The sequence below is a fragment of the Enterococcus sp. AMC2644 genome (assembly GCF_058216475.1).
On record NZ_CM177095.1, the window covers coordinates 2,951,546 to 2,967,174 of the forward strand.

At 37.1% G+C, this 15,629-nt stretch carries 15 protein-coding genes; 1 reads left to right on the top strand and 14 read right to left on the bottom strand.

What is annotated here, in order from left to right; translation table 11 throughout:
* Positions 1–18 precede the first annotated feature (18 nt).
* From menC to menB, 6 genes are read right to left on the bottom strand one after another with little or no spacing between them, the layout of a single operon-like run.
* Complete coding sequence (gene menC, locus AC4BC5_RS14320; RefSeq protein ID WP_490496033.1) at positions 19–1,128, bottom strand: o-succinylbenzoate synthase; 1,110 nt, start codon at positions 1,126–1,128, stop codon at positions 19–21.
* Positions 1,125–1,922: a 2-succinyl-6-hydroxy-2,4-cyclohexadiene-1-carboxylate synthase gene (gene menH / locus AC4BC5_RS14325; protein ID WP_490496034.1), complete on the bottom strand. Its 798-nt coding sequence runs from the start codon at positions 1,920–1,922 to the stop codon at positions 1,125–1,127. The genes menC and menH overlap by 4 nt, the downstream gene beginning before the upstream one ends.
* Positions 1,915–3,609 (bottom strand): 2-succinyl-5-enolpyruvyl-6-hydroxy-3-cyclohexene-1-carboxylic-acid synthase, encoded by a 1,695-nt coding sequence (gene menD, locus AC4BC5_RS14330; protein ID WP_490496035.1) that lies wholly within the window; start codon positions 3,607–3,609, stop codon positions 1,915–1,917. Before menD ends, menH begins: the two co-directional genes overlap by 8 nt.
* Entirely contained in the window at positions 3,584–4,936 is a 1,353-nt protein-coding gene (locus AC4BC5_RS14335; protein WP_490496036.1) for an isochorismate synthase, read from the bottom strand. Before AC4BC5_RS14335 ends, menD begins: the two co-directional genes overlap by 26 nt.
* Positions 4,917–6,326, bottom strand: coding sequence for an o-succinylbenzoate--CoA ligase (gene menE / locus AC4BC5_RS14340; protein ID WP_490496037.1), 1,410 nt, complete (start codon positions 6,324–6,326; stop codon positions 4,917–4,919). Before menE ends, AC4BC5_RS14335 begins: the two co-directional genes overlap by 20 nt.
* Positions 6,326–7,141 carry a 1,4-dihydroxy-2-naphthoyl-CoA synthase gene (gene menB / locus AC4BC5_RS14345; protein WP_490496038.1) on the bottom strand — a complete coding sequence of 272 codons (816 nt, stop codon included), beginning with the start codon at positions 7,139–7,141 and terminating at the stop codon, positions 6,326–6,328. Before menB ends, menE begins: the two co-directional genes overlap by 1 nt.
* 139 nt (positions 7,142–7,280) lie before the next feature.
* Here menB and AC4BC5_RS14350 point away from each other — a divergent pair, with 139 nt between their 5' ends.
* A complete protein-coding gene (locus tag AC4BC5_RS14350; RefSeq protein ID WP_490496039.1) occupies positions 7,281–7,655 on the top strand; it encodes a PaaI family thioesterase in 375 nt (124 codons plus the stop codon).
* Here AC4BC5_RS14350 and AC4BC5_RS14355 read toward each other — a convergent pair.
* The 8 genes from AC4BC5_RS14355 to aroC all read right to left on the bottom strand — a co-directional run bounded on the left by AC4BC5_RS14355 (position 7,652) and on the right by aroC (position 15,619).
* On the bottom strand, positions 7,652–8,242 hold the full coding sequence (locus AC4BC5_RS14355) for a histidine phosphatase family protein (protein ID WP_490496040.1): 591 nt from the start codon (positions 8,240–8,242) through the stop codon (positions 7,652–7,654). The genes AC4BC5_RS14350 and AC4BC5_RS14355 overlap by 4 nt on opposite strands.
* A 272-nt stretch (positions 8,243–8,514) precedes the next feature.
* Positions 8,515–9,363, bottom strand: coding sequence for a DegV family protein (locus AC4BC5_RS14360; RefSeq protein ID WP_490496041.1), 849 nt, complete (start codon positions 9,361–9,363; stop codon positions 8,515–8,517).
* 80 nt (positions 9,364–9,443) lie between these two features.
* The gene (locus AC4BC5_RS14365; protein WP_490496042.1) at positions 9,444–10,502 is read right to left on the bottom strand and encodes an LCP family protein; all 1,059 of its coding nucleotides are present in this window, start codon (positions 10,500–10,502) and stop codon (positions 9,444–9,446) included.
* A 196-nt stretch (positions 10,503–10,698) separates the two neighbouring features.
* Positions 10,699–11,532, bottom strand: a complete 834-nt coding sequence (gene pheA, locus AC4BC5_RS14370) for a prephenate dehydratase (protein ID WP_490496043.1) — start codon at positions 11,530–11,532, stop codon at positions 10,699–10,701.
* A complete protein-coding gene (locus AC4BC5_RS14375; protein ID WP_490496044.1) occupies positions 11,533–12,039 on the bottom strand; it encodes a shikimate kinase in 507 nt (168 codons plus the stop codon).
* A gap of 1 nt (position 12,040) precedes the next feature.
* Positions 12,041–13,327: a 3-phosphoshikimate 1-carboxyvinyltransferase gene (gene aroA, locus AC4BC5_RS14380; RefSeq protein ID WP_490496045.1), complete on the bottom strand. Its 1,287-nt coding sequence runs from the start codon at positions 13,325–13,327 to the stop codon at positions 12,041–12,043.
* Positions 13,328–13,336: 9 nt separating this feature from the next.
* On the bottom strand, positions 13,337–14,434 hold the full coding sequence (locus AC4BC5_RS14385; protein WP_490496047.1) for a prephenate dehydrogenase: 1,098 nt from the start codon (positions 14,432–14,434) through the stop codon (positions 13,337–13,339).
* An 18-nt stretch (positions 14,435–14,452) separates the two neighbouring features.
* Positions 14,453–15,619 (bottom strand): chorismate synthase, encoded by a 1,167-nt coding sequence (gene aroC / locus AC4BC5_RS14390; RefSeq protein WP_490496048.1) that lies wholly within the window; start codon positions 15,617–15,619, stop codon positions 14,453–14,455.
* Positions 15,620–15,629 lie beyond the last annotated feature (10 nt).

Here is a 15,629-nt window from a genome sequence, read left to right on the forward strand (position 1 = left end):
TCCCTCTTCTCTCTAAGCTTATAAAGCTATTATACCTGAAGCATAGCTATAACGTTTGATATTTGTCCAATCCAAGTTTATACCAATGCCCACACTTTGAGGAACCACTAGCATCCCATTGTCTACTTTTGCTGGATCTAAAACAATATCATCATAATAATATCGATCAGAACCCGAAATATCTCCTGGAAACTGTAGCGTTTGTTGACTGGCAAATTGCAGATTCAAAGCACGGCCAACACCAGATTCAAACATACCACCTAACCAAACCATGATGCCTTTTTCTTCACAATAATCAACGATACGCAATGCTTCTGTAATTCCACCTACACGAGGGATCTTCAAATTAATGCTTCGACAACTACCTAAAGCATAAGCAGTCTGAACATCTTCTAAACTTCGAATATTTTCATCTAAACAGATTGGGGTTTGTAACGTTTTTTGTAGCTGTTGATGCCTAACAAAATCTCGCTGATGAAAAGGTTGTTCAATCATCGCTAATTCTAAAGTATCTAATTTTTGAAGGAGCGGTAAATCTTCCCAAGAATAAGCAGAATTAGCATCCGCCATCAATAATAATTCAGGAAATTTTTGTCGAATAGCTGCTAGCGGTTCATAGTCATATTCCGGTGTAATTTTTATTTTAATTCTTTGGTAGCCCTGTGTTACATAATCCTGAACAGTTGCTATTAATTGAGAGATAGAGGGCTGAATTCCGATACTTACCCCTACTGGAATTTTTTTACGAGTTTCTCCAAAATAAGTGACTAGTGATTTTTTGTGATGTTTCGCATATAAATCCCATACAGCTGTTTCTAACGCTGATTTCGCCATGTAGTTCCCTTGAATTCCCTGGAATAGTTGCCAAACATCTTTAGGACGGTGAATTTCTGTATCACATAATAAAGGTAATAAAAATTCACGGATTACGTAGCGTGAATTTTCTATCGTTTCTTCTATATAATCAGGTACTTCAAAAGAAACTAGCTCACCAATCCCTTGGTTCCCCTCTTCATCATACAAAAGATATAAATCAAAAGCTTTTTCTGTTAATACTCCATAACTTGTTACAAATGGAGATTTCAATGGTAAGCGTACTTGTTCATATCTAACTTCAACAATTTTCATTTCGTACGCTCCTTTAACCAATTTTCAACGATTTGGCTAAAAAGGGTCGGTTGTTCAAGATGCACGCAATGCCCTGCACAAGAAACTTCGCGAATCTGGATACACGGATTTTTATTGTACATCTCGTAGGAAATTTGTTGGAACTTTTGATCCCATTCACCAGTAATTAGAAGAATCGGTACAGAAGTCGCTAAATGTTCCCAATAACTAAGTTGCTGCCCTGTTCCCATCATGTAGAGACTCATCGCCAAACCATACGCTTGCTGTCCCATTCGTTCATTACGAATATTCGTCTGTATAGACTGTGGTAATCGTTTTTGTGAAGCAAATAATGGTAAATCTTGCCAAAAATCAACAAAATCTATTAACGGTTCTGATAATAATCGTTGAGCAAGTTTATTATCATTTTCTATTCGCTTGCTTCTTTCTTGTTGACTAGCTAATCCTGGAGAAGCACTCTCTAAAATAATCCCTTGAACCTTTGTATCACTTAACCCCCAAGCTAGAGCTAATCGCCCTCCCATTGAGTAACCTAATAAATAATACGTTTGAATACCTAGTCGTTTCATTAATGATTGTAAATTGTCAATAACCTTATCCATTAGGTATTCATCAGGATGGACAAATACATCACTTTTTCCATGACCTATTAAATCAATCCCTAGATAGTTATATTCTACTGATAATTTTAAGGATTGAAAAGTATTGGAAGTTCCAGTAAAACCGTGCAAGCAAACAATTGTTGGTCGTTGCTTTTGATACGGTGTAAGCCATTGATAAAAATAATTAGTCATATTGTTCACCTAAAGCACTTTGATATTCCTGACAAATGTTTTGCCATAAAGCCACAGGTTCCTTTTGTTTGCCACAAATTTCAATAATTTGAAAAATCGGTTGTTTTTGCGCCTTAATGATTAACTGCTCAAAAGCTGCTAAGGTTTTAGGCTGATGATAATCTGCTCCATACAATTTTGCCACATGCTGAAAGTTCATATTCAACGGTGTAGCAAATAATGGCTCAAAATCTTCTACTGATAATTGGTTTTGCGATAAGAATGAAAAAATTCCACCACCATTGTTATTTAGCAAAACAATGGTTACAGGTAATTGATATTGTTTAATCATCTGTAAGCCATTCATATCATGGAAAAAGGCTAAATCACCAATCAATAAAAATGTTGGTTGGTCTTGGTTTGCAGCAATACCTGCTGTGGTAGAAATTAATCCATCAATACCATTCACGCCACGATTACCATATATAGTGAGCGCTGCTGTATTCACAGCTGTTAATCGATCGACAAACCGAATTGCATTACTATTGGCTACAACTAATTGACTATTTTGCAAATTTTTAATTAAAGTAACAGTTGCGGCAGATTCATTTAACTCAGCTAAAACCGTTTGTTTCTCTAATATGTCAGTTGCAATAGCTTGTTGGGATTGCCATTTAGTTATCCATTGATTAGTTACCCATTCGAAATCAATATTTTTCATACTTGATAACAACTCTTCAATTGTTGCCTCAATAAAATAATCTGTATCCTGCAACTGATCTTGCCAAGACAATGCCTCTTCAACAAATATAGTAGGTGCAGTTATTTTTTTTAAATAGAGTAAAATATTTTTTGTTACTGGCAATCGTCCAAAACGTAGAACAATTTCTGGTTCTAACGCCGTTTGACCAAAAATTAAATCGGCTTGTTTTAAATAGTACGGTGATGGCTCGCAAGTTGCTAAGTTGGTTAACGGATCTCCGACAATTGGCCAATTCAGTAAAGCAGCTAGTTCTAGATATTTCTGTGCTTCTTGTATCGTTTGTTGTTCCCCGACAATAATCAAGCCTTTTTTATTAAAAAGCGGCGTCAACAGACTCAAATCGACTACATGTTGACTTGGAAGTATCGTTGCAGCTGGAAAATCTGGAGCATTTATCGTTAAGTCAGGTAATAAAGGTTCACGTAAAGGCAGATTTATATGAACAGGGCCTTTAGGAGCTTGTTGTGCATGTAAACTATTCGTTAACCCTTGCCAATGACTATATTTCAATAATTCATCGCTGTTTTCTGGCACTGTCATTTCTGTAAAACGTTTTACATGACTAGCATATAATTGTTGTTGATCCATCGCTTGTGGGGCACCTACGTTTCTCAACTCTGGTGGACGATCAGTTGTCAACACGACTAAAGGCAAATTCGTCGCTTCCGCTTCACAAATAGCTGGATAATAATTGGCTGCTGCTGTCCCAGAGGTGCAAACTAAAGCTACAGGCTCTTTAGTAGCTTTGGTTAAACCCAAAGCAAAGAAGCCCGCAGATCGTTCATCAACATCAATAAAACTAGTCAATTTTTTATCTCGATGTATTAATAATGCTAAAGGGGTTGAACGAGAACCGGGACTAATAACTACTTGTTTGATCCCTGCTGTTTTTAACCCTTCAATAAATGCTAATAAATACCTAGTCATCGTTTCTTGATGATTCAATGCCGCTCACTCCTCGTAACATCGGTTGAAATTTTATTCTTGTTTCCTTTTCTTCTTCTTCAGGAATCGACTCTCCTACAATCCCACAACCAGCATATAACAAGCCTTCATTTTTACTAAAAACACCTGAGCGAATCCCCACTGCAAATTCACCAATATCCTCTTTTAAACTTAACCAGCCAATCGGCGCCCCATATAACCCACGACCTGTTTCTTCATATTTTGCTAACCATTTCATCGCAGCTGTCCTAGGCTCACCACCTAAAGCAGGAGTTGGATGTAAAGCTTGCACGCATTGTAGTAAATAAACATCTTGTTTTCGTTTACCAAATAGTGGTAAATAGATATGCTGAATATCTCTATTTTTTAACAATTGACGTGGACCTAAAATTAGTCCATCAATAAAAGGTGCTAACTCTTGCTCAATTCGATTAACTACTAAGCCATGTTCATGGGAATTTTTCGGATCATTTAATAATGACTGGCCGAGTTGCGCATCTTCTGCTGCATTTTCTCCCCGTTTAATTGACCCTGCAACACTTGCTGTAGCAAAATAATTTGGAGTCCCTTCAATCAATCGCTCTGGCGTTGCACCTATAAAAGTTCTGGTTGCCCCCTCTAATAAAAAGACATAGGTATTTGGTTGTTGTAACAATAATTTTTTCAAAATAGCTGCTGAATGAAAAGCACCTTTTGTAGTAACCTTCATTTGACGAGACAAAACAACTTTTTTTAGTTTTCCAGAACGAATCGCCGCAACACTCTTATCAACTAGAGTCAACCATTGAGGAACGCTCAATTCATCCTCTTGAAGTTCAGCTAATTCTATTTCTGGAAGTGGTGCCAACAAAAGTTCTTTGACTTGTTTTTCTAATTTTTCAAAAACTTGCGCAACATCTTCTTGATTACGCACAGTTAGTGTTACGCAAAGCTGGTGTTCTTGCCAGCTAAATAAAATAGTTGGTACTTGAAAATAGCCTTGTTCTAACTCTTGCCAGAAAGGAGCTGCTTTTCCTTTTTGATCAAATGCAAAACTACCAAATAAAAGCGGTTCTTGATAGACTTCTGTTGGTAAAATTGTACAATTCGCAAAAAAATGGGTTTGAAAAGCACGAATTTCTTCAACGGTTTTACCATATAATAGTTCTAAATGACCTAAGCCTAGAAATATTCCTTTTTTATCCGCTGATTGCCAAAAGAAACGCGTTCCTTGATAAGATTCACTTTTGGCAAATAAATCCTCTAAAGCAACAGAGGCCATCGAATAAGAATAGCTAATATACTCAGTTTGGATGTTCCCCAGTTGCTCATGTAAGTTGGTACACAATATAGTTCACTCTTTCTTCTGTTAGAAATTTTCGTTTTAATGGTTTACCGCTAGCAGTTTTAGGAATGCTTGAAACGATAAAATAAGCTTTTGGTTGTTTATATTTCGCCAATTTCGTTAAATATGGTTCTAAAGTTGTCATTTGTAGGGTCTCTGTAATTACTAAATATGCGATTGGCACTTGTCCCCAAGTTGCATCTTCTGTTCCAACTACAATGACTTCCTCAATTTGCGGGTGTTGTATCAATGTTTGCTCAATCTCTGCTGGATAGATATTTTCACCACCCGAAATAATTAGCTCACTCATTCGACTAAGTATATATAAATAACCCTCATCATCTAGATAGCCTAAATCACCTGTATGAAACCAATTTTCACCATCTAAACGTATTTCTTGGTTCAAATAAGCTGTTACAATGCTAGGCCCTTTTAATAGAATTTCGCCATTTTCAATTTTCATTTTAACTTCTTTTAAAGGTAATCCGGCAGAACCAATTTTTTTACTGGCTTTTTCAGGTGGTAATGCAACCACTTGAGAACAAGTTTCCGTCATCCCAAAAGATTGAATCACCGAAAAATGTTTTGTTTCACATTCATATAGAACTTCTTTCGAAACCGGCCCACCACCTAATAGAAAGTAGCGAAAGGAAGCAGGACATTCGGGTAGTAGTGGTAACATATCCATCAACATTTTGCTTACAACAGATGCAATTGTCCCACGATTTCCACAAATATCACTAACTAATTCCTCTACCGCAAATTTTTTATACAACCGCACACTTATCCCTAATACTAAAGACCGTAATAAAATAGACAACCCGCTGATATGATATAAAGCAGTCGGACATAACCAACAATCATTTACCGTGATATGCATGTTTTCTTTTGTGGCTTGGGCACTTGCTTGATGATGCGCAAATGTTTGAGGAACGCCTTTAGGACTTCCTGTTGTTCCAGACGTATACATAATTGACGCAATAGCAGTCGATTGATAGCCATTATCAACAAATGCTTCCGATGAGACAAATGGAATTGTTTTAGGAAAAGACACTTGCATTGAAATAGTAACTGGCTTTCCAGCTATGACTACTCGAGTATCGGCATCTTGTAACTGAAATGCAATTTCCTCTTCAGTTAAACGCGTATTTATAAATTGGACTTCAATCCCTAATTCCCACAACGCTAAAATTGTTAAATACATTTCCTGTGAATTGTCACTAAAAATTGCGACGCGTGAGCAATTTTCAGGAAGATGATGTTGGAAATAATACGCATATCCTTGAACATCTTGATTTAATGCATGAAAAGACCAGCTTTTATCTTTCCAATAAAAAGCTGGTCTTTCTGGATAAAGTTGCGCTTGTCGCTGTAACCAACTATTTGGTCTCATTATGGGAATTTAGGGAACTGATCAAAATCAGGCTCACGTTTTTCTTTAAAGGCGTCGCGACCTTCTTTTGCTTCGTCCATTGTATAATACAATAACGTTGCATCCCCTGCCAATTGTTGAATACCTGCTAGTCCATCCGTATCAGCATTCATTGCTGCTTTAATCATACGTAAAGCTAGTGGACTCTTTTTCAACATTTCTCCTGCCCATTCCATTGTTACATCTTCTACTTCTGCTAAAGGAACAACAGTATTAATCCAGTTCATTGCTAAAGCTTCGTCTGCTGTATATTGTTTGGTCATAAACCAAACTTCTTTCGCTTTTTTATGTCCCACTACACGTGCAAGGTAACCCGAGCCATAGCCACCATCAAAACTACCAACGTTAGGGCCTGTTTGACCGAATTTAGCATTCTCTGCTGCAATAGTAATATCGCAAACTAATTGAAGGACATTTCCTCCACCAATTGACCAGCCTTTAACCATCGCAATGACTGGTTTAGGGATAACCCGAATCAATCGTTGCAAATCTAAAACGTTTAGACGAGGTACTTGGTCTTCACCAACATAGCCACCGTGTCCACGGACTTTTTGATCGCCACCAGAACAAAAAGCATAATCGCCAGCTCCAGTTAAGATAATTACACCAATATCTTGTCGATCACGACTAATATTAAAGGCTTCAATCATTTCCGCTACTGTTTTAGGTGTAAATGCATTATGTCTTTCCGGACGATTAATTGTTATTTTTGCTACTTTTTCGTATTGTTCAAAAAGAATTTCATCGTATTCTTTAATTGTTTGCCATTCTCTCATGGGGTTAATTCCTCCTTTATTGCATCACTCACTCATTATACAGTAAGATAACGAAAAAGAGAGAGTTTATGCTTAATGAAAAGTATCTAGCCATTTTTTTTACTCTAGGCTATACTAAACAAAACAAAGGAGTACGAGAATGAACCTATTAGAGCATTTAGAAATTCAAACAGAACAAGTGACAAAAGAAAAAGTTATTTTATCTTTAGAAATAACCGATATCCATAAACAACCATTCGGCTATCTGCACGGTGGTATCAGTGGGGTTTTAATCGAAACGGCTTGTAGTATCGGTGCAAACCAAAATCTTACAAATGGATTTGCAGTGGGTGTTGATTTACAAATCAGTCATCTTCATGCAGTCCAATCTGGCAAGCTATGCATTATGGCGACTCCTGAAAAGATTGGTAGACGCTTGCAATTTTGGCGCGCAGAAATTTTTTTAGCTGATACACTAGTAGCGACAGGTAAGTGTACGTTAATGGCCAATCAAAAAACGAGTAACTCACATTAAGGGTTACTCGTTTTTTGAATAAATTCACCTACTCGATTCCCCTCCAAGACAATTGGATGACAATTAGGTATTTGCAAACGCAATGTTTCATCTTCTGTTAAATCCATCAGATGCATCATTATTGTACGTATAGAGCCTTGATGCGAAAAAATTGCCATCTCCTCATGCCAACAATCGTTAAAGAAGGTCCGCATTCGTTGCAGAACATCCGTATAATTCTCGCCTCCAGGTACTTTCGCACGAAAACTATGAGTAAAATCTTGTGGCAAGGTCGCACAAAAGTCAGTTAGGTCAGCTAGTGATTTTCCTTCTAATTCGCCGAGTGATCGTTCTTTCAACCGCTCATCAAGTAGAATATCTTTTCTATCTGTTGCTAGTTGAGCAGTCTCAAAAGCACGCGATAAAGTCGATGCATAGACCGTTTCAATTTTTTTTAATGGATAAAATCGTTGCAATTGTAATGCCTGTTGTCGCCCAGTATCTGTTAAAGGAGTATCAAACTGTCCTGTAAAAACACGTTTTTGAGGATTTTCACGATTAAATTTATTATTGGCAGATTCACCATGCCGAATTAAAATCAGCTTCACATGTTATTCCTCCTTATACAACTAGTAGATTGTTTTATTATTCCAAGAAAAAGTCGATTCGTCTAGATTAAAGCTCATGAGGTTTACATAAATATATTATAGTATTCTAAAAAAGGTTTTTCCTATCTTTTAGCTTCTTCGTTTAAATTATCCATCATTTTTTTGTTTAGAAAGCACTGTTTTTGATTCAAAGTCTTGCTAAACGTCTATGCAATAGAAATGAAGCTAAAAAAAATACTAGAAGATTAAATTTTCTCTTCTAGTATTTTTTATTATTGGGCAGAAATCGCTAAGCCTATTGCCTTTTCTCCTAAATGTGTTCCAATCACTGGTCCAAAATAACCGATTTCCACTGTTACATCCGGATAGCGCTCTTGTAGTTTTTGTTGTTCTTCTAAGGCCATTTCCAGATTATTAGCATGAATAACATATAATTTCAAGGGACCCTTAATTTGTTCTTTATGTTGACCAATCACTTCTTCTGCACGATTAAAAGCCTTTTTACTTGAACGAATTTTTTCAAATAAAACAATTTTTCCATCCTCAAAAGTTAAGACAGGTTTGATTTTTAGAAGTCCTGCAACAACTGCTGCACCATTTGTTAAGCGTCCGCCACGTACGAGATTATTTAAATCATCTATGATTAAGTAAGCGTACGTATTGTCGCGAATAACATCTAAATGAGTTAAAATTTCTTCTAGACTTTTTCCTTGACTGGCTAGATCTAACGCTGCTTCCACCATATGTCCCATCGGCATACTAGTGATTAAGGAATCATACGGCACAATTTTTACACCATCAATAGCATCTTCAATTGTGTGTAGGTTATTAACAAACCCTGAAATCCCTGAAGATAAGTGGATACTAATAATTGTGTCATATCCCTTTGCAGCAATCGATTCATATAGTTCAAGTGCTTCGCCTAATGCAGGTTGTGAAGTTGTCGGAAACTCCTTGCTGTTTTTTAATAATCCATAATATTCATCTTCTTCAATATCGATTCCTTCATTATAAATTTTTCCATCTAAAATAACTGGAATCGGAATAACGAATAAATCAGAATGCTTTTGAATGCGCTCAGGTAAAAAGGCTGTGCTATCTGTAACAACTGCTAATTTCATTTTCTATCCTCGTTTCAAACAATTTTCAAACGTTAGTACTAATATAGCATAAATCTATCCGTTTTTAAAAGTCCTTCTAATTATTTTGACAGAAACTGTTGAATTGCTTGGCGATTCATTTCAGAATCGACGACTAACACACTACCTGCTTCGGCTGTTTCACCATAAGACCATGAACCTTCGACTGGCACACTCAAACGATCCACACCAACTGCACCTTTAGCAATAGAGAAGGTGTTTTTTAATAAAAAGCCCATCGATAAATCCGTTGAAGCATACCCCATTACTTTTCCAGCTGCGTAAGGTAATTTTAATAGAGACAGTGGGTTCTTCAGTTGGCTAAATACAGCGTTCATTACTTGTTGTTGTCGACGAACACGACCAAAATCTCCTTCTTCATCCATTCTAAAACGGGTATATTGTAAAAGTGTCAAGCCATCCATTTTTTGTGGGCCTTTTTTAATAGCTACTTCTAAATTTTTACTCATATCTTTTTCCGCATCAATTCGGACACCACCTGGAAAAAGCGTATCAATTACTTTTTCAAAGGTTTGAAAATCAAGCGTTGTATAATAGCTGGTTTCAATACCAAAATTTTGCGAGAGTGTTGTACGAACTAATTCAGCACCACCGTAAGCATAAGCTGCATTGATTTTGTTGTCACCTACCCCTGGAATTGTCACGAGTGTATCACGCATAAAAGAGATTAGTTTAGGTTTTTTAGCGGAGCCATCTAATTGCAATACCATAATCGTATCTGCCCGTGCAGTTTCACCTTCACGGCTATCATTCCCTATCAATAGGATATTGTGACTGCCGTCTGCTGATGTCATTCCATTAAATGTCTCTGGTTGAGCAGAAGCACTAGCATCACTTTTGGCAACCTGTTGGCCTATAAAAAATGAAACACCTGAATAGGCGAAACATACAATTAGAAAAGTCAGTAAACAACGGATGAAGCGATGTTTTTTTCGCTTTTTCGGTTTCTTTTTAAAGAAGCTTGATTTAGGTGGTATTGAACTTGGTGGTCTATTAGTATCACTAACAGTTTCTTCCCAATCCGTTTGCTTTTCAATCGTTTTACGAGCAAACATTTGCTCAGCTGATTTTTGTTTTTTATGACGGTCCATTCGACTCATTATTTGTTCCTCCAAAAATTTATTCTCTTATAGCATACATGACCCTTTTAATAAAGCAAATTAAAATAAGAAAACTTAAACTTTTTCTACAAAAAGAGACTGGATCAAAGACAAAAATCAAAGAAACGCATGAAAACAATGTTAAAAAACAATTTTCATGCATCTCTTTGATTTTATGAGACTTTTTGCCTAAGTTTTAGTGAATAATTTTTACAGGATAACTCCCAATATTTCTAGTGTGTCCTTTTAAAAGTTCAATCTCTTCAATAGCATTTTCAATCAAAGCCTGATTACCTTCCAAGGTTAAATCCACGATAAAGAAATATTCACCTAAACTAGTTTTTAATGGCCGTGACTCAATTTTGCTCAAATCAATATTACGCCAAGCAAAACAAGAAAGTACTTTGTGTAAAGCTCCCGGCAAATTATCAGGTAATGTTAGAAACAACGTGTTGCGAGCTGGTTGACCTAAAGAGTCTAGCGTCTCATCTTTAGTCGCAGTTAAAACCCAAAAACGCGTTTGATTCAAAGCGTTATCTTGAATATTATGCGCTAGGATTGTTAAATCATATTCACTAGCTGCTTTGTCTGAAGCAATTGCTGCGCAATGTTCCTCTGGATGATTTGCAACATATTCTGCTGCAAATGTAGTTGATGCGACTGCTTCTAGAGGTATCAACGGATAAGTCGTTTCTAAAAAACGTTGCGACTGAGCGAGAGCTTGCGGATGGGAAAGAATTTTAGTAATCGGTTGTTCATTCGAATGTCCTAATAATTGTTGGCGAATCGGTAAGACAATTTCTCCGGCAACAAAAAGCTTCTCTTGATGGAAGATCCGGTCTATACTAGCATGAACCGAACCTTCCAAAGAATTTTCAATCGGAACTACCGCAAAACTAATTTTATTTTCTTCTAAAGCTTGAATACAAAAAGGAATGGAAGGATACGCAATTAGGTCTGTTTCATCTGTAATTGTATTTGCTGCTTGAAAGGTAAAGGAATTTTTAGGTCCTAAATAACCAACTTTCATTTATTCACCTACTTGTTTCAAAATTTCTGTGACGATTTCTTCAGGTGCTTTTCCTGTTGTTTCGACAATAATTTGTGCACTTTCTTCATATAAAGGAACACGTGGACGATAAATTGCTTCAATTTCTTCAGGTGTTTTTGAATCCGCTAGTGGACGAATATTGTCTTCGTCTTGTGTTACTCGTTGAATTAATTCAGCTAAATCAGTCTTTAAATACACGACAGAAGGCATTTTTTGGAGTAATTCTCGATTTTCTGGTTTTAAAACAATTCCTCCACCTGTTGAAAGAATTCCTTCCAATGTATCCACCTCGGCTAAAACGGTTGTTTCGATGTCACGAAAAGCCGCATCGCCATATTGTTCAAAATAGTCGGCAATACTCATACCGATTTTTTCCACGATTAATTGATCAAAGTCATATTGTTGATAATTTAGTTTTTCAGCCAACAAATTTCCAACAGTTGTTTTACCAGCACCCATAAAACCAATCAAAACAATTTGATTCATTTTATTTTGCGCCTCCTTGAATTAAAGAATGAATATCCTCGAAAAAGGCTGGATAAGAAATTGCAACAGCTTCTGGACGCTCTAATTCAACATCCCCTTCACTGATTAATGCGGCAATTTGTAACATCATACCAATGCGATGATCTCCTAAACTGGAAACAGTCGCCCCGTGCAGCGGTGTTGGCCCCTTAACGATTAAACCATCTTCTGTCGCAGTAATATCAGCTCCCATTTTGCGTAATTGATCAGCTGTTGCATCAATTCGATTGGTTTCTTTAACTTTCAATTCCTCAGCATCTTTAATAATAGTTGTCCCTTGTGCTTGAGTTGCTAACAAAGCAATTACCGGAAGCTCATCAATCAAACGCGGAATCAGATCCCCCTCAATAGTTGTAGCTTTTAAACTAGAAGTACGAATCACCATGTCTGCAGACTGATTTTGGGTATCTTCATTTAAGATTTCTAAGTCAGCTCCCATCTTCGTTAGCACATCCACAATTCCTGTACGTGTTGGATTAATTCCAACATTTGTTAAAGTAATTTCACTGTTTGAAGTAATGGCCCCAGCAACTAAGAAAAAGGCTGCAGAAGAAATATCTCCAGGAACGGTCACGGCTTGTCCAGTTAATGTTTGTGGACCAGTAATAGAAATTTTCTTACCAGAAACGTTAATTTCGCCACCAAATTGACGAATCATTTCTTCGGTATGATTACGAGACACTTCTTTTTCTAAAATGGTTGAAGTACCATGCGCTTGCATTGCGGCAAAGATAATCGCTGATTTAACTTGTGCACTCGCCATCGGCATCACATAATTAATCGGTTGTAATTCAGCCACATTTTCAATTGTAATTGGTGGAAATTCAGAATCATTCTCTCCATGCATTTTGGCATTCATTTCACGCAATGGGAGCATTACACGATTCATTGGACGTTTGTTTAAAGAATCATCACCAAATAATATTGTTTTAAAACCTGAACCAGCTAAAATCCCCATCATTAAACGAATAGTTGTACCTGAATTTCCAATGTCAATTGGTGAATCTGCTGGTTTCAGCCCGTTAAATCCTTGTCCTTCAATCGTGATTGTTTCACCATCATCTTCAATTGGCACACCTAAAGCTTTAAATGCATGAAGGGTACTCATACAATCTTCTGCACGCAGAAAATTTTTTACAGTCGTACGCCCATTTGCTAGGGCACCAAACATGATACTGCGATGTGAGATTGATTTGTCTGCTGGAACACGTAATGTTCCTTTTAACTGATTTGCCTGTGATAATTTCATAGTTTCCTCCTATTTCAGACGACAAGGATAGTCGGTCTTTTCTTCAATACATTGTTTACCGGCAAGTAAATCGCCTTGATTTTTAAAGGTTAACTGTAATACGCCAATAATGTCTTCACGTGTTTCTAAAATTTTAATGTTAATAACAGAAATATCTGCTTGTCCTAAAATACTTGTGATCTCAGCAATAACCCCTGCACGATCTGGAACATCAACCATTAAATCATAAAACGCTGGAATCGCACCATTGCTGTGGACTGGTAAGTTGTCACGTGTGTCTTTTGCATTTTCAAAAAACTCAAAAATCTTCATTTGATTGCCCGTTTTCAACCAGTCTGAAATTTCTGTCATTTGTTCTTGCCAAGTTGCCATCAACGAAAGCAATGACTCACGATTACTCAACAAAATATCTGTCCACATTTGTGGATCAGAAGAAGCAATCCGTGTAATATCTCGAAAGCCACCCGCAGCTAATTGTTTGGCCCGCGGGTGTAATTGATTAAAAACATCGGCTTGGTTGACTAATCCAGAAGCAATAATATGTGGTAAATGCGACAACATTCCTGTAATTTGGTCATGCTCATCGGCGGTCAGTGTGACATACTTTGCACGTGCACCTTTAAATAATTCTTGTAACTCAGATACTCGTTTGGCAACTAGTTCATTTTTGGGGACCGTAAATATATAGTAGGCATTTTCAAAAAGATTTCCATCAGCGGCTAAAACACCTGATTTATGTGAACCAGCCATTGGATGACCTCCAATAAAATCAAATGGTAGCTTATCGGCAAGTAACATAATTTCCTGTTTAGTGCTACCAGCATCGGTAACAAGTACCGCTGATTTTAATGGAAGTTTGGCTAACTCTTTCAAATAAGTTAACGACGTTTTAATCGGAACAGCTAATAAAATAATATCAGCATTGATTGCTCCTTCTTCAAACGTAGTTGGAATTTCGTCTACGATTTTTTGGTTTTTGGCAATTGTACGTGTTTCTTCAAAGTAATCCCAACCTATCACGTGTGTATTGGGATGTTCTTTTTTGATAGCGATGGCTAATGACGCACCAATTAAACCTAAACCAATGATTAATACAGTTTGTTTCATGCCTACCTCCCTAACGTCTTAGTAATTTTTCAAGTATTCACGGTACTCTTTGACTGCTTGAACCAATTCTTCAAATGAATCACTAGAGAACTTTTCTAAAATTTCATTTGCGACAACTGTTGCCACAACACTTTCAGCAACGACACTCGCTGCTGGAACAGCGGTACTGTCTGAACGCTCTACACTTGCTTTGTAAGGTTGTTTGGTATCCATATCAACACTTTGTAATGGTTTATATAAAGTTGGAATAGGTTTCATCACTCCACGAACAACAATGGGCTCACCATTTGTCATCCCACCTTCAAAACCACCTAAGTTGTTACTACGACGTGTATAGCCTTCTTCTTCATTCCATAAGATTTCGTCCATAACTTTTGAACCAGGTAGAACCCCTGCTTCAAAACCAACGCCAAATTCAGCACCTTTGAAGGCATTGATACTTACGACTGCTTGTGCAATTTTTGCATCTAATTTTTTATCCCATTGAACATAACTACCTAGGCCAGCTGGAACACCACCAACTAAAACTTCAACAACGCCACCAATCGTGTCGCCATTGCGTTTTGTTTGGTCAATCAATTGACGAATTTCACTTTCTACTGTCGGATCAACAACACGAACGTCAGAAGCTTCAGATATTGCTTTTACCTCGCTTACAGTAATCCCTTCTGGAATCGTTGCTTTAATGCCACCAAGCATAGTTACATGACCGGCAACTTCAACATCTAATTCTGATAGAATTTTTTTCGCAACTGCACCAATAGCAACACGCATTGTTGTTTCACGAGCAGAAGATCGCTCTAAAACATTCCGTAAATCATTATGATGGTATTTCATTCCACCGACTAAATCAGCATGTCCTGGTCTTGGACGAGCAACACGACGTAATTTTTTTTGTTTTTCTTCTACGTCTTCAATGCTCATGACTTTTGTCCAGTTTTTCCAGTCTTTATTTTCAACAACCATTGTAACTGGTGAACCAAGTGTTTTTCCGTGACGAACACCAGAAGTAATTCGTACACGGTCAGTTTCAATTAACATACGTCCCCCACGGCCATAACCGGCTTGACGACGTGCTAATTCATGATTAATATCTTCTGCTGATAAAGGCATTCCTGCTGGTAAACCTTCGATAATAGTTGTTAATTCTGGTCCATGTGATTCTCCTGCTGTAATATAACGCATATAAGTTCCC